Below are 19,797 nucleotides of genomic sequence, written 5' to 3' on the forward strand. Positions count from 1 at the left end.
AGACATAAAATGAAAATCGCCGTACCAAAGGAAATCAAAGCGCAGGAGTATCGGGTTGGTCTGACGCCGGTGTCGGTCGCCGAGCTGGTTCGACAAGGCCATAGCGTCGCCGTCGAGAAAGCCGCGGGCGAAGGATCCGGCATCGCTGACAGCGACTACGTCAAGGCGGGTGCAAGCATCCAGGAATCGGTCGAGCGCCTGTGGAAGGAGGCGGAGTTGATCGTCAAGGTCAAGGAGCCGCAGGCGATAGAACGCGCACGCCTGTCCCGCGGCCAGATCCTGTTCACGTACCTGCACCTCGCGGCCGACGCCGATCAGACAGCCGACCTGCTAAAAAGCGGCGCCACCTGCATCGCTTACGAAACAGTGACCTCGCGTTCCGGCGGTTTGCCGTTGCTGACGCCCATGTCGGAGGTGGCGGGCCGGCTTGCGCCGCAGGCGGGTGCGCGTTGTCTCGAAAAATCGATGGGTGGCCGCGGTGTGCTGCTAGGCGGTGTGCCCGGCGTGCCGCCGGGAGAGGTGCTGATTCTGGGTGGCGGCGTATCCGGCACTCACGCGGCGACGATTGCGCTCGGCATGGGCGCGAGGGTGACCGTGGTCGACCGCTCCGCCGACGTTCTGAAGCGTCTGACGGTGCAGTTCGGCAGCGCGATCCAGACCGTCTTCTCGGTGCAGTCTCAAGTCGAGGAACTGCTTGAACGGGCCGATCTCGTGATCGGATGCGTGTTGCTGCCCGGCGCGGCGGCGCCGAAGTTGATCAAGCGGGAAATGTTGGCGCGCATGAAACCGGGGTCGGTGATTGTCGACGTCGCGATCGATCAAGGGGGCTGCTGCGAGACCTCACGGCCGACAACGCACGACGCGCCCACGTACGTCGTCGACGGCGTGGTGCACTATTGCGTGGCAAATATGCCGGGCGCGGTGGCAAGAACATCGACATTCGCCTTGAACAACGCCACGCTGCCGTTCGTCGTCGACATCGCGAACAAAGGCTGGAAGCAGGCATTGCTTGACGATGAGCACCTGCGCCCCGGTCTGAATGTTCATGAAGGCCGGCTCACCTGCAAGCCGGTCGGCGATGCGTTGGGGATAGATAGCTGGGACATCGTTGACGTCCTCGCAAGCTGAGTTTTCCTATCGCAGCATTGCCTCAAAAAACTGCACCACGTCGGCGTTGAATTGCTCATGAAACGCCTCGCGGTCGAAGCCCGGCAGGCTGTTGCAAATCTCCGGCCGTCGCCGGGAAAGACGCGTATCGCAGGGTGGCAGGAAGTCGTAGTGGCCTGCGTTGGCAACGAGGTGATATTCGGGTGCGTGGGGCAAGTCATCGCGCACGGCCTCGTCATAGTAGGGATGCGGCTGATGGCGATCGTCGGCGGCGCTCCAGAGCTGGACCGGGGCGCGAACGCCGCGTAGCCTTGCGCGGCCGAACGCAAACCCGAACGAAGGTGCGGCGACGACCACGGCCCTGATGCGGGGATCGTGGACCCAGGCGCCGGCGGGGACATTCGCACCGATATGAAGGTCTACGCCGGCATGCTTGAGGGCTTCACACAGATCCTGATCCGCATGAGCCTCGCAAAACGGGGCGATTGTCGAAAGTTCAGGGATACCACCTGCTGCCACGAGCACGGTGAAGCCGCCGTTAGAAAAGCCAAATGCACCGACGCGCGCCGCATCCAACTGTGCGTGCCCGTGCCACTTGTCGAGCATGTAGTCAACCAGCCCATGAAGCTGGGCAGGACGGCGCCAGAGTTGCAGGACCCGGCTTTGATCATCGAAAGTGTCACCGGCGTGACTGACCGCTGCGACGACGAAGCCCGCGTGAGCCAACGCGAGTGCCGTATCGTCATGCCCGCCGTACCAGCTTCCGCCGCCGTGCGACATCACCACGAGTGGCAGGCGATTGCCAGCGATGGGCGCATCCGCTGCCACAGTCTGGGTGAAATTGCCCAAGACGTGTGACGTCGCCAGCGCATCGGTCGGATACCAGATGCCGGCAATGAGAGGCGGCTCAGCACCATTCGGTATCTTGACCTCCTCAAAGCCGACATTGGCCGCGAAGACGGGCGTGGCCACCAGACCCAGGAGCAAGGTGACAACGGCCAGCAATCTCACGGCGGTTTGCGTCATTGTCGTCACTCAAACCGAATTGGACGAAGTGGGCACGGAGAAACGAACAGTCATATGAGCGGGACGCATCGGTCGCATCGCGCCCATCCTTTAGCCGATAGCGGGGTTACCGGCGACGCACCCGCCGCATGCATCGCCATGACGAGCGTCCGGGCTCCTCAGCTCTTCAACGGCAACCAAATCTCGAGCCCGCCCATCCCACTGACAGGATCGAACTTCTCGTCATAGCGCTCAAAATTCGGTGCATCGGCAGGAATATGTCCCGATGCCGGCAGCCACTGATTCCAGATCGTGTTCCAGGTGCGCCGGATAGTCGAAATATGCTCGCGATGACTGAACACCGCATACCGTTGCGGCGAAATACGCAAGCGGCTCAACTCAGCAGGCAGCGCCGAGAAGTCACTAACTTCAACGCCACACAGATAGTCGATGTTGCCGTTATCGTCAGCGTTATAGCAAACACCATACGCCACGTTGCCGACCTGCCCCGGCACTTTGCCGAAGTAGTCACCAAAGCGCTGCCACTGCGACGGAATCGCGGCGCAGGTTTCGCTGGTATAGCGCTCGCTGAGGCCCGCGACGAGAAACGCTTTGCCGTCTTCAAAGCGCGGCGGTTCGAGATGGGTAAGCAGGGATTCGTCCATTTTGATCGGCTCCACGAGGGCGAGATTGTCGAGATGGCCACGCGCGCGCAGCGCGTCGGGCGTGAGCCCGAATTGCTCGCGAAACGCGCGTGTGAATGCCTCGTGAGAACCGTAGCCGGCGTCGATGGCGACCGCGAGGATATCCGGAGCGCCGCTCGCCAGCCGACGCGCCGCTTCGCTCAAGCGACGTCCGCGCACATAGCGCATCACCGAAAACCCCGTGGCCGCTTCGAAGGCGCGCGCCAAGTGAAAGCGCGACACGCATCCGCAGTTGGCGATGTCGTCGAGCGTCAACTCGTGGGCAAAGTGGCTTTCGATAAACCACAGCGCTTTTCCAACCGGGTTCATATGGGCTCTCATGTCAGCATGGAACCAGCATAACGAGCGCCGATCCGATGTGTTTGATCGGGATTGCGGTTTTTGCGGCGCGGCGTTTAGTAGTTTTCAGTCGCGGCTTTGTTGCCTGTGGCGGTGGAGTGTTCATCCGCTGCCGTCACGTTGCGACCGTCAGCACCTTCGTACGCACCCTCACCCCCAGCCTTCCCGGTCCGCAACAATACGCCGCCAACAACTCCCGCCACCGCCGCAAAAATCGCCCCAAACAAAAACGCGACGTGATACCCGCTGTTGAGCGCCGCCACGGCATCGCCAGATGATGCCAGCATCGCCTCACTCCGCGCCGCGGCAAGACTCGCCAGCACCGCGAGCCCAAGCGCCCCACCCATCATGAACGACGTATTGACGATACCGGACGCGAGCCCAGAGTCGCTCGGATCGACATCGCTCATGGCGGCGAGCAGCATCGGATTGAAGGCGATACCAGCGCCGAAGCCGAGCAGAATCATGCCCGGCATGACATCGAGCACAAAGCTGCCGCCCACCGGCGCGCGAGCGAACAACGCAAGACCGCAAGCCGCAACCAGCAGCCCCACAGCCAGCGGAAGACGCAATCCAAAGCGCATCACCACGCGCGCCGAGAGCCCGAGGGAAAAGAACCCCATGATCAGATTGGCCGGCAGAAACGCGAGTCCGACCTGCAACGGCCGATAGCCGAGCACGCGCTGCAAATACAGCGCGGAGATGAAGAACCACGCAAACATCGCCGCTGCCCACAGCACGCCGACCACATTCGCGGTCGCGACATTGCGCAAGCGGAACAAACCGAGCGGCATCAACGGATGCTGGACGCGCGATTCAATCACCAGGAACACAACAAGCAGCGCCAACGCGGCAAACAGCAAACCAAGCGTTTGCGCCGAAGTCCATCCAGCTTCATTACCGTTCACCACCGCATAGACGGCGAGCATCAGCGAAACAGTGACAGACACCGCACCGGCCACGTCGAGCCGCTCGCCGTGAGCATGCCCGCGCGCGGACGGCAACAGCGCGACACAGAGCACGTACACGGCAATGCCGATCGGTAGATTGACAAGAAAGATCCAGTGCCAGCTCAGCAGATTAGTGAGCAGTCCGCCGAGCAACACGCCAATGCTGCCGCCGCCCGCACAGACGAAACCGTACACGCCCATAGCCTTCGCACGCTCGCCGGGCTCCGTGAACAGATTCATGATGAGCGACAACGAAACCGCCGAGACAATCGCGCCCGCCACACCCTGAACGGCCCGCGCACAGACCAGCAGCACTTGCGAGTTCGAAATCCCACAAGCCAGCGACGCCAGCGTAAACAACGTGATGCCGATGAGAAACAGCTTGCGATGCCCGTACAGATCGCCGAGCCGCCCTCCCAGCAGCAGGCAACCGCCGAAGGTCAGCATATATGCATTGACCACCCACACGAGCGACGTCTCGGTAAAGCCGAGATCCGCCGCAATGGACGGCAGCGCAACGTTCACGATCGTGGTATCGAGCACGATCATGAGCACGCCGAGGCACAGAACGATCAGTGCGAGCCAGCGTTTGTTGCCGTGGATGGAATGGGTCATGCAGGCGACTCCTTGGCCGTGGTCGATAGGACGCGCCGCACGCGCAGCCGCGGAAATGGGCGCCGCGCCGAACGAAACGCAAGCCGGCGCAGTCCAGAGCAACCGGCTGGCAACTCGTTGACGACAATGGGATTTGTCAGTCTAGCACCCGCGAATTTCGACCCACAACTACGAGTTCCAGGTCGGCGCGAACGTCAATCGCCGCCGAGCAATTCGTACTTGCCGCCGCGCTCCAACGCCCGCTGATAAGCGGGTCGCGCATGAATGCGCTTGAGGAAATCAACCACTGCCGGAATCTGGCCTTCCATCCCGCCGCGCGCCGTGGCGGCTTCGAGCGGGAAACTCATATGCACGTCAGCCGCCGTGAAGTCGTCGCCGACGAACCAGCCAGTCTTGCTCAGTTCCTTGTTGATATAACCAAGGTGCAGCTTCAACTGCGGATCGATGAAGCTCGACTGCAGCGTGCCGGCAATCTTTCGCGCGCTCGGCCTGGCGAAGAACGGCATCGGCGCGCTGGCAATGCGCAGCGCCACGAGCTTGAGCAGCAGCGGCGGCATTGCCGAACCTTCCGCGTAATGCAGCCAGTACGTGTAACGCAGCCGCTCCGGCGTGCCCGGCGCCGGCGCAAATCGTCCCTGCCCGTATTTGTCGATCAGATACTCGATGATCGCGCCCGACTCGGCGATAGTCTGACCATCGTCGGTGATCACGGGCGACTTGCCTAGCGGATGCACCGCGCGCAACTCGGGCGGCGCCAGCATCGTCTTCGGATCGCGCTGGTAACGCTTGATCTCGTAAGGAACACCGAGTTCTTCGAGCAGCCACAGCACACGCTGCGAGCGGGAGTTGTTCAGATGATGGACGGTCAGCATGGGTCGATGGACGGTGGCCAATGGAGTGTCACATCATAAGGAGCTTGTGCAGAGGCGGGCCTCTAGTCGCACCTCATACGCGTGATTTGCTGCCCATCAACTGATTCGACGGCAGCGTTTCGTCGAGCAGCTTGCGTGCGCTTTCGATACCGGCGACCGGCAGTCCCTCGGGGTTCAGCAAGCCCACCTGCACCAGCACGGAAGCCTGATCCCAATAGATGTGCTCGTTATAGAGCTTGTCGCCGCGGAAACACACGACCGCAAGCATGGGTACCTCGAAATACTTACCGGTCGGCGCGACGCCGGGCAGTAACCAGTCGATCTCGCAGCTATGCGTGCAGCTAAAAATGAACTCATCGACGATCCGATCCGCGCCGATGGTCCGCGAAATCGGAATCAGCTTCGTATCGACGGGATTCGAATTGACGAAGTGATGCGTATAAAAACGCTTGAGGTTGTCATGACCGACGCCACCGGTCATGGTCGGAACGTGATTGACATAGGGTTGCGCGACCATGGTCGGCATGACGGCATCCACGTCGCGCGTGGCGAACTCGTAGTAGCAATGCGCTTCCCACAGCGCGTTGAGATCGTAGACCGGACCGAGCACCTTGCGCAGCAGCGCGAGCGTGCGTGAGTACGCCATCATCGCGGCCGGCTTGTCGTATTGCGGGCGCGACGGCGCGGCGAACGCGTGATCGCAACCCGGGTACACGTATTGCTCGATTTGCGGCCGTGTGCGCAACGCGGCGCTGATCCGTTCGCGTGTTTCCGGCGGACAGTGCGAGTCGTTTTCGGGGAAGTGAAACACCATCGGGCAGCGAATCGCCGGCACTGCGTCCAGATACGCTTCCAGGCCGACGCCGTAGTAGCTGACCGCGCAGTCGACATCGGTTCGCGCCGCGCTCAGGAACGCGAGCTTGCCGCCAAGGCAGTAACCCACCGTGCCGACCTTGCCGGCCTGTTCGGGCATGGCGCGCAATGCCGCGACTGTGGCCGCGATATCGTCGACCGCCTGGTTCGTGTCGAACTGGCCGAGATAGTCGAGCGCCTGTTTCATGTCGGCTTCGCCATAACCGAGCACGATGCCCGGCTTGATCCGCCAGAACAGATCCGGCACCAGCACCACATAACCTTCTTCAGCGAAGCGCTCGGCCGTCGCCTTCATGGTGTCGTTGATGCCGAAAATTTCCTGCAGCAGCACGAGTCCCGGACCGGACCCTTGCGCCGGACGTGCGACGTAGGCATTGAAACGGCCGCCATCCTGGGCGACGACTTCGACGAAAGAGGCGGCCATGCGGTGTGTCTCCATGCAGGTAATTGAATCTACGCCATGGTACGCAACTCGAAGCGTTTGAGCTTGCCGGTTTCGGTGCGCGGCAGTGAATCGACGAAAACGATGACGCGTGGATATTTATACGGCGCCACGCTATTCTTCACGAAATCCTGCAGCTGCGCGACCAATTTGTCGTTCCGCTCGTAACCGGGATTCGCGACGACGAATGCCTTGACGATCTGCCCGCGTGTTTCGTCGGGCGCACCTATCACACCGCATTCGGACACCGCGTCATGTTGCAGCAGCACGCTTTCCACTTCGGGTCCGGAGATGTTGTAACCGGCGGAGACGATCATGTCGTCGGCGCGTGCCTGGTAGAACACGTAGCCGTCTTCGTCGAGATAGACGGAATCGCCGGGCAGATTCCAGCCGTCGCGCACGAACTTCTTCTGCCGCTCGTCGGCGAGATAGCGGCAGCCGGTCGGACCGCGCACCGCGAGTTTGCCGATCGTGCCGGGCGCGACCGGGTGCATGTCGTCGTCCACCGCTTGCACCACATAACCGGGCACCGCGCGGCCAATGGCGTTCGGGCGAATCTCGTCGCCTTGCGCCGAAATGAAAATGTGGATCAGCTCGGTGCCGCCAATGCCGTCGATCATGTCGATGCCGGTCGCGTCGCGCCAGAGACGCCGCGTCGAATCCGGCAACGCTTCACCCGCCGACACGGTTTTCTTCAACGACGAGATGTCGTGGTGTGCAACCAGCGGCGCCATCTGCCGATAGAAAGTCGGCGCGGTGAACATGACGGTCGCGTGAAAACGTTCGACTGTCTGCAGCAAAGTCTCGGGCGTGAGCTTCTCTATCAGCACCGTGGATGCGCCGACGCGCAACGGAAAACACAGCAAGCCGCCGAGCCCGAACGTGAACGCGAGCGGCGGCGTGCCGCAAAAAATATCGCTCGACGTGGGCTTGAGCACGTGACGCGGAAACAGATCGCACATGGCGACGACATCGCGATGAAAGTGCATGCAGCCCTTCGGCGCGCCGGTCGTGCCGCTGGTGAAGGCGATCAGGCAGACGTCGTCGGCGGAGGTGTCGCACGCGGTGAAATGATCGGGCTTGTTGATCGCGAGCGTGTCGAGCGAATCGGCGCCGTCGTCATGGAAGAGCAGCGTTTGCTTCAGGCCCGCGCAGTAGAACTCGTCTTTTGAATCGGTGCAGTGCGCCAGTTCGGCGGTCAGGCGAGCGTCGCACAACGCCGCGCTAACCTGCGCTTTCTCGATGATCTGCTTCAGTTCCTTGGCGCGCAGAAGCGGCATGGTTGGCACCACGACGAGCCCAACCTTCAGCGCGGCGAGTGCGGTCACGGCCATGTGCAGCGTATTCGGGCCGCGTAGCAAGACGCGATTGCCGGGTTGCAGTCCCATTTCGTCGACCAGCACATGCGCGCTGCGATTCACGAGCGCCAGCAGTTCACCGTAAGTGGTGGCGCGGGGTGTGCCGTCCACATCGGACCAGATCGCGGGACGATCGCGGTGGCCCGCATCGATGGTTCTGTCGAGCAACTCCGTCGCGCAGTTCAAACGCGCCGGATAGGCGACGTCCGGGTTGTCGAGCAGAAAGACGGGCCATTGATCCTGCGGCGGAAGATTGTCGCGCGCGAAGGTATCGACGTGTGCTGACGGTTCCATCATGGTCTCCCGGGCGTTGAGCCGGCTAAATGCGCTTCGGTTGGCTTAGTGGGTTCGTTTCGTATCGCTGACTTACTGCGGGATCACGGCGGTCGCCTCGATTTCGACTTTCGCTTCGTCTTCGATCAGCGCGACTACTTGAACCGCGCTCATCGCGATGTCGTAGTCGCCGATCAACTCGCGAAATGCACGGCCGATGTCTTTCAACGAAGCGAGGTACTCGCGCTTATCGGTGACGTACCACGTCAATCGCACCAGGTGCTCGGGCTTGCCGCCTGCTTCGTGCAAAACCGCGAGCACGTTCCTGAGCGCCTGAATGGCTTGCGCGGCGAAGTCGGTCGTCTGGAAACGGGCCTGTTCGTCCCAGCCGATCTGGCCGGCAATGAACACCTGGGTGCCGGTTGCCGCGACGCCGTTCGCGTAGCCACGCGGCTTGACCCAGCCGGCGGGAAGAAGAGCTTTTTTCATGAGCGATGCGCCTCAATGGAGTCGGGCTGTGGGGCGAACGTCGCGAGCGCGCTCGCGATGTCGGTGGGAATATCGATGGATGTCCCGCGTTCGAGCGAAGTCGTCACGAGCACCTGTTTCGCGCGGAAACGCGTTTCGCCATTGCAATGGCCGACGATATCGATGCTGATCGAGCGCCGGCCGATCGCTGCAACGTTCAGCGTCAGCGTGATCGTTTCGCCCATCTGGCTAGGCCGCGAAAACTCGCAGTCGAGTTTGACGATCGGCAAGCCGAGGCGGCGTTGCGCGATCATGTGCGCATAGTCGATATGCAGGCCTTCGTTGAACCAGTCTTCGACCAGTGCGTTGGTCATCACCAGATATTGCGGAAAGAACACGATGCCCGCCGGATCGCAGTGCGAGAAGCGGATACGCACGGGCCGTTCGAAAGACGCGCTCATTTGGCGTTTTCTCCGGCGGTTGCGGCAGCATGCGCTTTCAACAGATCGCGTCCGACAATCAATTGCTGAACTTCGGTCGCGCCTTCGTAAATGCGTAGTGCGCGAATCTCGCGATACAGCGTCTCGACGGCCGTGCCGCTTTGCACGCCCATGCCGCCGTAGAGTTGCACCGCGGCGTCGATCACCTGTTGCGCGCCTTCGCTCGCGTGCCATTTCGCCATCGCGGCTTCACGTGTGACGCTTTCGCCTTGATCGCGCAGCCACGCGGCGCGATAGACCAGCAACGCGCTGCTGTCGATAGTCAAAGCCATCTGCGCGAGTTTGGCTTGCGTCAGCTGAAAATCGCCGAGCGTCTGGCCGAACATCTTGCGCGACGCGGCACGCGCGAGACCTTCGGCCATCGCATGACGCGCGAAGCCGAGCGACGCGGCCGCCACGGAAGTGCGGAAAATATCCAGCGTGCGCATGGCGAGCTTGAAACCTTCGCCGGGCGCGCCGAGCATCTGGCTGCGCGGCACGCGCGCGCCGGCAAAGTGCAGACGCGCGAGCGGATGCGGTGCGATCACGTCGATGCGTTCAGCGATCTCCAGTCCCGGCGTCTCCGCATCGACAATGAACGCGCTGATGCCGCGCGCGCCCGGCGCTTCGCCGGTTCTCGCGAACACCACGTAGAAATCAGCGATGCCGCCGTTGGAGATCCACGTCTTGTCGCCGTCGAGCACGTAGGCGTCGCCGTCTTCGCGAGCGCGGAGCGCCATGGCGGCGACGTCCGACCCGGCCTCAGGCTCGGACAACGCGAACGCCGCGATGGCCGTGCCGTTGGCGACGCGCGGCAGATAGCGCGTCTTTTGTTCGTGCGTGCCGCCGAGCGAGATGGCGCCGGAACCGAGTCCCTGCATCGCCAATGCGAAGTCCGCGAGTCCCGAGTGTTTGGCCAGTGTTTCGCGCAGCAGGCAGACGGCGCGCGTGTCGATCGTGTCGCCGTGGCCGCCGTAGGCGACGCCGCCCACGCCATATTTCAGCCAGCCCGCCGCACCGAGTTCACGCACCAGATGGCGGCAGGTCGCATCGACGTCCTTGTGGTCTTGGTGCGTGAGATTCTCGCGGCACCACGCTTCGATACCCGCGGCCAGTTCGCGATGACGCGGCTCGAAGAACGGCCACGCCAGCGCGCCATGCGGATCCAGATCGGTGTTAGCGCTCAACTCAGTCTCCTTCGAACACCGGACGCGATTTCGCGGCGAACGCGCTGTAGGCGCGCTCGAAATCGCGGGTGCTCATGCAGATGGCCTGGGCTTGCGCCTCGGACTCGATCGCTTCGTCGATGCTCATGCTCCATTCCTGATGCAGCATCTTCTTGGTGATACCGTGCGCGAAAGTCGGACCGGCGACAAGATCGGCGGCGAGCTTGTGCGCTTCTTCAAGGAGCGCGGCGGGTTCGCACAACCGGTTGTAGAAGCCCCATGCGTGGCCTTCGTCGCCGCTCGCCGAGCGCCCGGTGAAGAGCAATTCGGCGGCGCGCCCCTGGCCGATGATGCGTGGCAGAATCGCGCAAGCGCCCATATCGCAGCCGGCAAGGCCGACGCGCGAGAACAGAAAGGCGAGCTTGCTGCGCGCGGTGCCGAGCCGCATGTCGGACGACATGGCGAGAATCGCGCCGGCCCCGGCGCAGACGCCGTCGACGGCCGCGATCACCGGTTGCGGGCAATGGCGCATGGCTTTCACCAGATCGCCGGTCATGCGTGTGAAGAGCAGCAGTTCCGGCATCGGCAGATCGATCAGCGGCGCGATGATGTCGTGCACGTCGCCACCGGAACAGAAATTGTCGCCCGCGCCGTGAATCACGACTGCCTTGACGTCCGTCGCATAAGTCAATTGCCGGAACAGGTCGCGCAACTCCGCATACGACTCGAAGGTCAGCGGATTCTTGCGCTCCGGGCGGTTCAGCGTGATCGTGGCGACCTTGTCGGCGACCGACCAGCCGAAGTGCCGCGCTTCGTAGCCGGCTAGCGTGAGGCGGTTGCCGGCCAGCAGGGCGTCGGCGTTGGATCGTGTCATGAGTGTCCCCTCCGTTTCGATGCCGATCAGTCTTTCAGACTGTCGAGCAGATGTTGCTTGAGTTTGCCGAGGCGCTGATGGGTGCGCGATTTTTCGTCGAGGCTCAATCCGCCGAATAGTTCAACAACCCATTGCTCATGGGCGACCGCCATCTTGTCGAACGCCTTGCGGCCGGCCGGCGTCAGGCACACGCTGATCGAGCGTCGGTCGTTCGGATCGTTATCGCGCGACACCAGTCCTTCTTTTTCGAGCTGATCCGTAATGCCGGTGATGTTGCCGCCCGTCACCATCAAACGACGCGACAGTTCGGTCATCTTCAAGCCCTCAGGATGTCGTTCCAACTGCGCCATCAAATCGAAACGCGGCAACGTGGTGTCGAATTCGTTGCGCAGGCGTTTGCGCAACTCCGCTTGGACGAGGTTGGTCGTGGTCAGCATGCGCAGCCACAGACGCAAGCCCATATGACTATCCGCGCCGGTGCTCATTTCGAGGTCCACGACGTTCTCCGCGGGTTTGGGCACGCCTTTGCGCGGCGGTTTCGTTTCAGCCGCCGCCGTGGGTTTCTTGATGTTCGATGACTTGGTCACATGACTTCTCCACCGGAGATGGAAATGGATTGCCCCGTGACGGCGTCCGAGCCAGGTTGGCAGAGCCAGAGCACCGCATTGGCGACCTGGTCGGGACTCACGAAGCGATGTTGTGGATTCGAGCGAAGCAAGGTTTCGCGCGCCTGCTGTTCGGTGCGCGAAGTCTTGCTGGTGATCTGTTCAAGCGATGCGTGCAGCAGTTCCGTTTCCGTATAACCTGGACACACGGCGTTGACGGTGACGCCTTTTGTCGCGACTTCCAAGGCGAGCGAACGCGTGAGACCGATCACGCCATGTTTCGCGGCGCAATAGGCGGCGACGTACGCGTAACCGATCTGTCCCGCCGTGCTGGCGACATTGACGATGCGTCCATGACCGCGCTCGAGCATGCCGGGCAAGACCGCGCGCGTGCCGAGAAAGACGCCGGTGAGGTTCACGTCCAGCATGCGCTGCCAGAGCGCGATGTCGGTGTGCGTGAACTGTGCGGCTTGCGCCTGGCCTGCGTTGTTGACAAGGATGTTGACTGCGCCGGCCTCACGGAACGCGTTCGCAACGGAGTCTTCCTGCGTGACGTCGACGCTGATACACGCCACGTCGCCCAGCGTCCGGCACTTTTCGCGCTGCATGCCGAGTCGCCCGGCGTTGCGGCCCATCAAGGTGACGCGTGCGCCAGCGCGTAGCAGGCTTTCCGCTACCGCTGCGCCAATGCCGCTGCCGCCGCCGGTGACAACCGCATGTTGTCCGGCGAGTGTGGAATTGAGCGTGTTCACACGGTTCCTTCGGCGCGTTGCGCGCGTTCTTGCGGCGACAGACCGGCGTTCGCGGCGGCTTGAGCGCGCTCGCGTTCGAGATTGCGTTCCAGTTGAGACTTCGCCGCCGTGTAGGGCTTCGGCCACATGACATCGAAATAGCCGATCTTGGCCGCTTCATTCAACGTCCACGAAGGATTCGCCAGGTGCGGGCGAGCAATCGCGCACAGATCCGCACGGCCTGCCGCGATGATGCTGTTCACGTGATCCGCTTCGGAGATCGCGCCGACCGCGATGGTCGCGATGCCCGCTTCGTTGCGCACGCGGTCGGCGAACGGCGTCTGGAACATGCGGCCGAATACAGGCTTTTCATCCTTGCTGACCTGGCCCGACGATACGTCGATCATGTCGGCGCCGGCTGCCTTGAAGGCCTCGGCGATCTTGACCGCGTCGTCGGGTGTCGTACCGCCTTCGACCCAATCATGCGCGGAAATGCGCACGGAAATCGGCTTGTCTTGCGGCCAGACCGCGCGGATCGCTTTGAACACCTGCAGCGGATAGCGCAGACGATTTTCCAGCGAGCCGCCAAATTCGTCGGTGCGTTGATTGGTGAGTGGCGACAGAAAGCTCGACAGGAAATAGCCGTGCGCGCAGTGCAATTCGAGCCAGTCGAAACCCGCTTCGGCCGACATCTGCACAGCGCGAACGAACTGCGCCTCGATTTCGCGCAACTCGTCTTGCGTGGCTTCGCGCGAACGCTGGCTGACGCCACGCAGATATTGTTGCGGCGACGCCGAGATGAGCGGCCAGTTGCCCTCCGCGAGCGGTTGATCGATGCCCTCCCATGAGACACGTGTCGAACCTTTCGCGCCGGAATGACCGAGCTGAATGCCGATCTTCGCATCCGACTGACGATGCACGAGATCGACAATGCGCTTCCATGCGGCGAGATGCTCGGGCGCATACATGCCGGGGCATGCGGGCGTGATGCGCGCTTCGGGCGAGACGCAGGTCATCTCCGTCATGACCAGCCCCGCGCCACCCATCGCGCGGGCGCCGAGATGCATGAGGTGATAGTCGCCCGCAATGCCGTCGACGGCGGAGTATTGCGCCATTGGCGACACCACCACGCGGTTTTTCAACGTGACGCCGCGCAGCGTGAAGGGCGTGAACATGGGCGGGACGGAATGCTTCTCCGGCGCGCGATTCACGCCGGAACGCCGGGCGAGCCAGTCTTCGAATCCGGACAGATAACGGGCGTCGCGCTCACGCAGATTTTCGTGAGAGATGCGCTGCGAGCGCGTAAGCAGCGAATACGCGAACTGTTCCGGCTCGAACGACGTATAGCGGTCCACATGCTCGAACCATTCCGTCGAATTGCGCGCGGCGTTTTGAATGCGCAATACGTCGATGCTGCGCACGTCGGTGTAGTGCTTCAGCGCGGCCGACAGATCACCCGGATGCGCGCCCATGCTGTTGGCGAGTTCGATCGAATCTTCGAGCGCGAGCTTGGTGCCGGAGCCGATCGAGAAGTGAGCGGTATGCGCGGCGTCGCCCATGAGGACGACCGGAGTTTGGCTGCCGTCGGCGTTGCTGCGCCAATGCACCCATTCCTCGTTGACGACGCGCGGGAAGCGAATCCATTGCGACGAGCCGCGCAAATGCGCCGCGTTCGACAGCAAGGCGTTGCCGTCCAGATACTTCGCGAACAGCTTTTCGCAGAAGGCGATGCTGTCTTCCTTGCTCATTTCGTCGAGGCCCGCGGCGCGCCACACGCGCTCCGGCGTTTCGACAATGAACGTGGAGGTCTGATCATCGAAACGATAGGCGTGCGCCTGAAACCAGCCGAATTCGGTTTCTTCGAAAGCGAAGGTGAAGGCGTCGAAGAGTTTCCTGGTGCCGAGCCAGACGAAGCGGCAATCGCGCATGTCGACGGCGGGCTGATAAGTGGCCGCATACTTCTGACGGACCGCGCTGTTGGCGCCGTCGCAGGCGATGATCAGGTCGGCTTCGTAGACGCTGTCGTCTGTGACCTGCGTTTCGAAAACCAGCTTGACGCCGAGTTCCTCGCAGCGCGCCTGCAGGATATTCAGCAGACGCTTACGGCCGATGCCGCAGAAGCCGTGGCCCGACGAACGGATTTGCCGGCCGCGGAAATGGATCTCGATATCGTCCCAGTGATTGAAGGCGTCGAGAATCGCGTCGGCGCTCGGGGCGTCGGCGGCGCGCAGATTGCCGAGCGTCTGGTCGGAGAACACGACGCCCCAGCCGAAGGTGTCGTAAGGACGGTTGCGCTCGACGACCGTGACGTCGTAGGCCGGGTTCCGGCTCTTCATCAAGAGGCCGAAGTACAAACCGGCGGGGCCGCCGCCAATGCAAACGATGCGCATGCTTGTTCCCCATATGTGGACGCTGCTGATGGGGATAATTTAGGTGTAGATAGTTTAGATGTCAAGTAAATGTGGATGGATTGTCGTCTGCTTGTTCGCGACGGTGATCGGAAGAAATATAGTCGGTCGAAGAAAAATATAGACGGTCGAAGTGATCCGAGAGAATGACTGGGAGGGGCACTGGGACAGAAGTGCTCCCGGCGACGTCGTTCCAGACAGTGCAAAGGCTGCGCAGGCTTACAAGCGCGGTGGTTCGAACGCAAAATGCGCCGCGCGTCTGGACGCACTGCAGGCCCGTTCGCGGTAGACCCCATTAATTGCGCGTCCCGACGCAACGAAAAGCGAGCTCTGCGCGCCCTGGCTCTGGTGCAAATAGGGATGACGAGATCGGTTAGAGTTGTCGAAACAAACGAACTGATGGCTGATGATGAGCAAGCTGAAGACTAGGGGTGGGTTGTTCGATGGGCGGCATTTTGATCGTGAGATCATCATTCTGTGTGTGCGCTGGTACCTTCGTTACAAGCTCAGTTTGCGTGATCTGGTCGAGATGATGGCCGAGCGGGGTTTGTCGCTGGCGCACACCACGATCCTCCGTTGGGTGAAGCGTTTCACGCCGGAGTTCGTCAAAAGCTGGAACCGTTTCGGCACGCCCGCAGGGCGGTCATGGCGTGTCGATGAAACCTACCTGAAGATTCGCGGCAAGTGGGTCTACCTCTATCGGGCAGTCGATCGGTCTGGCAGGACAGTGGACTTCATGCTTCGCGTCAAACGTGACGTAACAGCAGCAAAAGCGTTTATCAGGAAGGCCATTAAGCATCACGGCCATCCGCCGCTCACGATCACGCTCGACGGCTATGCTGCTTCGCACCGGGCCGTGCGCGAGATGAAGGCTGAGGGCTTACTTCCTGCCGGCACCGAAGTTAGATCCTCGAAGTATCTGAATAACCTGATCGAGCAGGACCATCGGAACATCAAGTCGCGCACGAAGGTTATGCTTGGTTTCAAGCGATTCAGGAGCGCTGCGACCACGATTTCAGGAATCGAGTTGATGCATCGCATTCGCAAGGGGCAGTTCAATCTCGCGAAGCTCGGCCTCAAGGATGCCACTACGCCCGACGTCTGGAATGCCGTCCTGTTCAATCGATAAGGCATCCATACCACTTATAAACGTCTCGTCAAAACATCCTATTTGCACCAGAGCCTCACCGACCAGCTGCGCAGCTATCCGGCCGCCAAAGCTGAGCTTCCAGAGCTGGCGAGCGTAAAGCACGTGTTTGTCAAAGCGGCAGCCCGACTGAACAACCGGGTTGAAAACAGCCAGCAGCCGACACGCGAACGCGAGCGTCGCATCCGCGGTTTTCGTGATCCGAAACGCACCCAGGCCTTCCTGTCGAGCTCTGGACTGATCCGGCAACACTTCGCGCTCAAGCGGCATCTGCTGCTCGCTTCACTTTATCGCAAACAGCTTGCAGCAAGGTTCGTTGCCTGGCGAATTCACCGACCTCGCCCAAGATCCGTCGACTGGTTTCTAAATCATCGCCACACCTCCAACGTTTTGTCTCACGTACGGCAAGTTGACAACGCCAGCCCAACGCATCCAGCGTGTTAACTATCGTGTTAATGGTGAAGTTACGTGGCGTTAACCAGAGATGCATTTTGGCTGCCAATAATCCGCTCCGTCGTATGCCGTCGCGTGATCGCAGGCGCAGCGAGCCCCGGCGAATTTCCAGGGACGGGTCTCTAGCTATCGGCGGTGATCCAACCACGAACGATCGAGGAGTCAAGCAATGAAGCAGGTAGCCGCAGTCATCAACGGTGAGTCGATTCAGACACGCAACACCGTCGCGGTGTTGGATCCATCCAGCGGCGAAGTCATCGCCGAGACGCCGGACTGTGGTCCTGCGGAAATTGACCTTGCCGTTAGCGCGGCACGGCGCGCGTCGCATCAGTGGCGCAAGGTGGCGGTTGCTGATCGCGCGCGGATTTTGCGCCGCTTCGCGCAGCTGATCGAACGTGACCGGGATGAGCTGGGGCATCTTGAAGCACTGCAGACGGGCAAGCCTTTGCGGCAAGCGCGACGTGATGCTGAACTCACTGCGCGGTATTTTGACTTCTACGCAAGCGCAGTCGAAACACACTACGGATCGTCCATTCCGTTGAACGCGGATACGATGATTTTTACGCAATGGGAGCCGCATGGGGTCACGGCGCATGTGATTCCGTGGAATTACCCGATGCAGATCTTCGCGCGCACCATCGCACCGGCGCTGGCGATGGGCAACTGCTGTGTATTGAAGCCTGCTGAAGAAGCGCCGTTGACGGCCCTCCGACTGGCATTGCTAGCACTCGAAGCGGGCTTGCCCGCTGGCGCGCTGAACGTTGTGACCGGCTATGGTGAGACGGCAGGGGCGGCGTTGACGGGCCACGGCGACATCGACCATATCTCGTTCACCGGCTCGGTCGAAGTGGGACGCACCATCGCTCGCGCGGCCGCCGACCGCGTGATTCCCGTGACCCTGGAGTTGGGCGGCAAGTCGCCCAATATCGTGTTCGCCGATGCAGACATGGAACGCGCCGTGCCGGGCGTGGTCAACGCCATTCTTCAGATGGCAGGCCAAACATGCTCGGCCGGTTCGCGGCTGCTGGTCCACGAAAGCGTGCACGACATTCTGGTGGAGCGCATCCAGCAGGCCTTTGCCAACGTGACGATCGGTCCTGCGCTGAGCGACCTGACCCTCGGGCCACTCATCTCGCAGGCGCAGCGCAGCCGCGTCCTGTCGTTCCTCGAACAGGCACGCGGCAACGGCGCGAAGATCGTCGCCGGCGGCAACGCGCTGAACGGCGGCGTGTTCGGCGAGGGCTTCTTCCTGCAGCCGACGTTGATCGACGATGTCGACCCCGATAGCCCGCTGGGCCAGGAAGAAGTCTTCGGGCCGGTGCTGGCCGTGACCCGGTTCCGCGACATCGACGAGGCGGTGCAGTTCGCCAATGGCACGGACTACGGTCTGGTGGCCGGCGTGTGGACGCGCGATCTGAGCACTGCACACAGGATGATCCGCGAGGTGTTGGCGGGACAGGTCTTCGTCAACACTTACGGCGCTTCGGGTGGCGTTGAGCTGCCGTTCGGCGGCTTCAAGCGTTCGGGGTATGGGCGCGAGAAAGGCGCGGAGGGACTGCGCAGTTTTGCGCAGATCAAGACCGGCGTCGTCGCACTGTAAGTATCCGAAACCCATTCCAAAGTCGGATATATGCCGAGCATCATACGAATATCAACGGACCCGAGTGAGCCGGGCAGCAGTAGCGAGTCGCGCACAGTAACGTCTGGTTCAATCGAGTGCCTACCCACCCCCGCATTGTTGCTCGACGAGAGTCGCATGATGCGCAACATTACGCGTCTACGAGCACGTCTCGCGGAACGCGGCGTCAATTTGCGCCCGCACCTGAAGACGCCGAAGTCGATCGAAGTGGCTCGTCGCGTGATGGATGGTCAGGGCGGACCGGCTACGGTTTCGACCCTGCAGGAAGCGGAGCAATTTGCCGCCGGCGGCGTGCGCGACATCCTCTACGGTGTAGGCGTGGTGCCCAGCAAGCTCGAGCGCGTGACTGCGTTGCGCCGGCAGGGCATCGACTTGTCGGTCGTGGTGGACAACGTCGACGCCGCGCGTGCGGTGGCCGAGCAATCGCGCCGCACGAATGACCGTATTCCAACGCTGATCGAGATCGACTCGGACGGTCATCGCGCCGGCGTGCGGCTCGAGGACACGATCAACCTGGTGACCATCGGAAACACGCTGCATGGTGGCGGTGCGGAATTGCGCGGCGTCATGACTCATGCGGGCGAATCGTACGCCTGCAGGAGCATCGAAGAGATCGTCGCAATCGCCGAACGCGAACGCGCTGCTGCGGTCGGATGCGCAACGGTGTTGCGCGATGCGGGACTGCCCGCCCCGGTCGTTAGCGTGGGCTCGACGCCGACGGCTCATTTCGCGGCTGACCTGACGGGCGTCACGGAAGTGCGTGCGGGTGTGTTCGTCTTCTTCGATCTCGTGATGACGGGTCTTCAGGTTTGCGCGGTCGACGACATCGCGCTCAGCGTGCTTGCTACCGTCATCGGTCATCAGGCAGACAAGGGGTGGATTCTCGTCGATGCAGGCTGGATGGCGATGTCGCGCGATCGCGGTACGGCGTCGCAGCGCATCGACCAGGGTTATGGTGTCGTGTGCAGTGTCGACGGCGTGCCCTACCCAGACCTGATCATGGTCCAGGCGAATCAGGAGCAGGGGATTATCGCCGCACGAAACGGTAGTGGGGCGTCGCTGCCTCACTTGCCAATCGGTTCGCTGGTGCGCATCCTTCCGAATCATGCCTGCGCGACCGCCGCCCAGCACGCCAACTACGAGCTGATTCGCACGGGCTCGCGGGAAATCGCAGCGCAGTGGCCACGATTCAGGGGTTGGTGAAAGTTGGCGATCAATTGATCCGCCCGCTGACAAGTCATGTATCCGCATAGCGGATTTCACGTTAGCGAATGGCTCGACAAGTTGTG

General features: G+C 61.9%; 17 protein-coding genes and 1 pseudogene. 5 read left to right on the forward strand and 13 right to left on the reverse strand.

Going from position 1 to position 19,797, the window contains the following annotated elements; translation table 11 throughout:
* The first annotated feature begins 9 nt into the window (after positions 1 to 9).
* Entirely contained in the window at positions 10 to 1,128 is a 1,119-nt protein-coding gene (gene ald, locus RI103_RS19880) for an alanine dehydrogenase (RefSeq protein ID WP_310817071.1), read from the forward strand.
* 6 nt (positions 1,129 to 1,134) lie between these two features.
* Here ald and RI103_RS19885 read toward each other — a convergent pair whose 3' ends face one another.
* The 13 genes from RI103_RS19885 to RI103_RS19945 all read right to left on the reverse strand — a co-directional run bounded on the left by RI103_RS19885 (position 1,135) and on the right by RI103_RS19945 (position 15,251).
* A complete protein-coding gene (locus tag RI103_RS19885) occupies positions 1,135 to 2,133 on the reverse strand; it encodes a dienelactone hydrolase (RefSeq protein WP_310817072.1) in 999 nt (332 codons plus the stop codon).
* Positions 2,134 to 2,291: 158 nt separating this feature from the next.
* On the reverse strand, positions 2,292 to 3,125 hold the full coding sequence (locus RI103_RS19890) for an AraC family transcriptional regulator (RefSeq protein ID WP_310817073.1): 834 nt from the start codon (positions 3,123 to 3,125) through the stop codon (positions 2,292 to 2,294).
* An 86-nt stretch (positions 3,126 to 3,211) separates the two neighbouring features.
* Positions 3,212 to 4,720: a DHA2 family efflux MFS transporter permease subunit gene (locus RI103_RS19895; protein WP_310817074.1), complete on the reverse strand. Its 1,509-nt coding sequence runs from the start codon at positions 4,718 to 4,720 to the stop codon at positions 3,212 to 3,214.
* A 194-nt stretch (positions 4,721 to 4,914) separates the two neighbouring features.
* Entirely contained in the window at positions 4,915 to 5,592 is a 678-nt protein-coding gene (locus RI103_RS19900) for a glutathione S-transferase (protein ID WP_310817075.1), read from the reverse strand.
* A 73-nt stretch (positions 5,593 to 5,665) separates the two neighbouring features.
* Complete coding sequence (locus RI103_RS19905) at positions 5,666 to 6,889, reverse strand: dienelactone hydrolase family protein (protein ID WP_310817076.1); 1,224 nt, start codon at positions 6,887 to 6,889, stop codon at positions 5,666 to 5,668.
* Between the two features lie 29 nt (positions 6,890 to 6,918).
* Complete coding sequence (locus tag RI103_RS19910) at positions 6,919 to 8,559, reverse strand: AMP-binding protein (protein WP_310818636.1); 1,641 nt, start codon at positions 8,557 to 8,559, stop codon at positions 6,919 to 6,921.
* A 72-nt stretch (positions 8,560 to 8,631) separates the two neighbouring features.
* Positions 8,632 to 9,027 (reverse strand): RidA family protein, encoded by a 396-nt coding sequence (locus RI103_RS19915; protein ID WP_310817077.1) that lies wholly within the window; start codon positions 9,025 to 9,027, stop codon positions 8,632 to 8,634.
* Positions 9,024 to 9,467 carry a thioesterase family protein gene (locus RI103_RS19920; protein WP_310817078.1) on the reverse strand — a complete coding sequence of 148 codons (444 nt, stop codon included), beginning with the start codon at positions 9,465 to 9,467 and terminating at the stop codon, positions 9,024 to 9,026. Before RI103_RS19920 ends, RI103_RS19915 begins: the two co-directional genes overlap by 4 nt.
* Positions 9,464 to 10,672 (reverse strand): acyl-CoA dehydrogenase family protein, encoded by a 1,209-nt coding sequence (locus tag RI103_RS19925; RefSeq protein ID WP_310817079.1) that lies wholly within the window; start codon positions 10,670 to 10,672, stop codon positions 9,464 to 9,466. The genes RI103_RS19920 and RI103_RS19925 overlap by 4 nt, the downstream gene beginning before the upstream one ends.
* 1 nt (position 10,673) lies before the next feature.
* Complete coding sequence (locus tag RI103_RS19930; RefSeq protein ID WP_310817080.1) at positions 10,674 to 11,525, reverse strand: enoyl-CoA hydratase family protein; 852 nt, start codon at positions 11,523 to 11,525, stop codon at positions 10,674 to 10,676.
* A 26-nt stretch (positions 11,526 to 11,551) separates the two neighbouring features.
* Entirely contained in the window at positions 11,552 to 12,112 is a 561-nt protein-coding gene (locus RI103_RS19935) for a MarR family transcriptional regulator (RefSeq protein ID WP_310817081.1), read from the reverse strand.
* The gene (locus RI103_RS19940; protein ID WP_310817083.1) at positions 12,109 to 12,882 is read right to left on the reverse strand and encodes an SDR family NAD(P)-dependent oxidoreductase; all 774 of its coding nucleotides are present in this window, start codon (positions 12,880 to 12,882) and stop codon (positions 12,109 to 12,111) included. Before RI103_RS19940 ends, RI103_RS19935 begins: the two co-directional genes overlap by 4 nt.
* The gene (locus tag RI103_RS19945) at positions 12,879 to 15,251 is read right to left on the reverse strand and encodes a bifunctional salicylyl-CoA 5-hydroxylase/oxidoreductase (RefSeq protein WP_310817084.1); all 2,373 of its coding nucleotides are present in this window, start codon (positions 15,249 to 15,251) and stop codon (positions 12,879 to 12,881) included. The genes RI103_RS19940 and RI103_RS19945 overlap by 4 nt, the downstream gene beginning before the upstream one ends.
* A gap of 427 nt (positions 15,252 to 15,678) precedes the next feature.
* Between RI103_RS19945 and RI103_RS19950 the strand changes: the two genes are divergently transcribed.
* From RI103_RS19950 to RI103_RS19965, 4 genes and pseudogenes are all read left to right on the forward strand, one after another.
* On the forward strand, positions 15,679 to 16,398 hold the full coding sequence (locus tag RI103_RS19950; protein ID WP_310818637.1) for an IS6 family transposase: 720 nt from the start codon (positions 15,679 to 15,681) through the stop codon (positions 16,396 to 16,398).
* Between the two features lie 54 nt (positions 16,399 to 16,452).
* A pseudogene (locus tag RI103_RS19955) lies at positions 16,453 to 16,783 on the forward strand (DDE-type integrase/transposase/recombinase); the annotation flags it as partial.
* 255 nt (positions 16,784 to 17,038) lie between these two features.
* Positions 17,039 to 18,469, forward strand: coding sequence for an aldehyde dehydrogenase family protein (locus RI103_RS19960; protein ID WP_310817085.1), 1,431 nt, complete (start codon positions 17,039 to 17,041; stop codon positions 18,467 to 18,469).
* Positions 18,470 to 18,625: 156 nt separating this feature from the next.
* The gene (locus tag RI103_RS19965; RefSeq protein ID WP_310817086.1) at positions 18,626 to 19,711 is read left to right on the forward strand and encodes an alanine racemase; all 1,086 of its coding nucleotides are present in this window, start codon (positions 18,626 to 18,628) and stop codon (positions 19,709 to 19,711) included.
* Positions 19,712 to 19,797 lie beyond the last annotated feature (86 nt).

It is taken from the genome of Paraburkholderia sp. FT54, assembly GCF_031585635.1.
GTDB lineage: Bacteria > Pseudomonadota > Gammaproteobacteria > Burkholderiales > Burkholderiaceae > Paraburkholderia.

What these genes read in the sequence shown, in the direction of transcription:
- ald (WP_310817071.1), top strand. Translation starts at nt 10, where the DNA reads ATGAAAATCGCCGTACCAAAGGAAATCAAAGCGCAGGAGTATCGGGTT.
- RI103_RS19885 (WP_310817072.1), bottom strand. Translation starts at nt 2,133, where the DNA reads ATGACGCAAACCGCCGTGAGATTGCTGGCCGTTGTCACCTTGCTCCTG.
- RI103_RS19890 (WP_310817073.1), bottom strand. Translation starts at nt 3,125, where the DNA reads ATGAACCCGGTTGGAAAAGCGCTGTGGTTTATCGAAAGCCACTTTGCC.
- RI103_RS19895 (WP_310817074.1), bottom strand. Translation starts at nt 4,720, where the DNA reads ATGACCCATTCCATCCACGGCAACAAACGCTGGCTCGCACTGATCGTT.
- RI103_RS19900 (WP_310817075.1), bottom strand. Translation starts at nt 5,592, where the DNA reads ATGCTGACCGTCCATCATCTGAACAACTCCCGCTCGCAGCGTGTGCTG.
- RI103_RS19905 (WP_310817076.1), bottom strand. Translation starts at nt 6,889, where the DNA reads ATGGCCGCCTCTTTCGTCGAAGTCGTCGCCCAGGATGGCGGCCGTTTC.
- RI103_RS19910 (WP_310818636.1), bottom strand. Translation starts at nt 8,559, where the DNA reads ATGGAACCGTCAGCACACGTCGATACCTTCGCGCGCGACAATCTTCCG.
- RI103_RS19915 (WP_310817077.1), bottom strand. Translation starts at nt 9,027, where the DNA reads ATGAAAAAAGCTCTTCTTCCCGCCGGCTGGGTCAAGCCGCGTGGCTAC.
- RI103_RS19920 (WP_310817078.1), bottom strand. Translation starts at nt 9,467, where the DNA reads ATGAGCGCGTCTTTCGAACGGCCCGTGCGTATCCGCTTCTCGCACTGC.
- RI103_RS19930 (WP_310817080.1), bottom strand. Translation starts at nt 11,525, where the DNA reads ATGACACGATCCAACGCCGACGCCCTGCTGGCCGGCAACCGCCTCACG.
- RI103_RS19945 (WP_310817084.1), bottom strand. Translation starts at nt 15,251, where the DNA reads ATGCGCATCGTTTGCATTGGCGGCGGCCCCGCCGGTTTGTACTTCGGC.
- RI103_RS19950 (WP_310818637.1), top strand. Translation starts at nt 15,679, where the DNA reads ATGAGCAAGCTGAAGACTAGGGGTGGGTTGTTCGATGGGCGGCATTTT.
- RI103_RS19960 (WP_310817085.1), top strand. Translation starts at nt 17,039, where the DNA reads ATGAAGCAGGTAGCCGCAGTCATCAACGGTGAGTCGATTCAGACACGC.
- RI103_RS19965 (WP_310817086.1), top strand. Translation starts at nt 18,626, where the DNA reads ATGATGCGCAACATTACGCGTCTACGAGCACGTCTCGCGGAACGCGGC.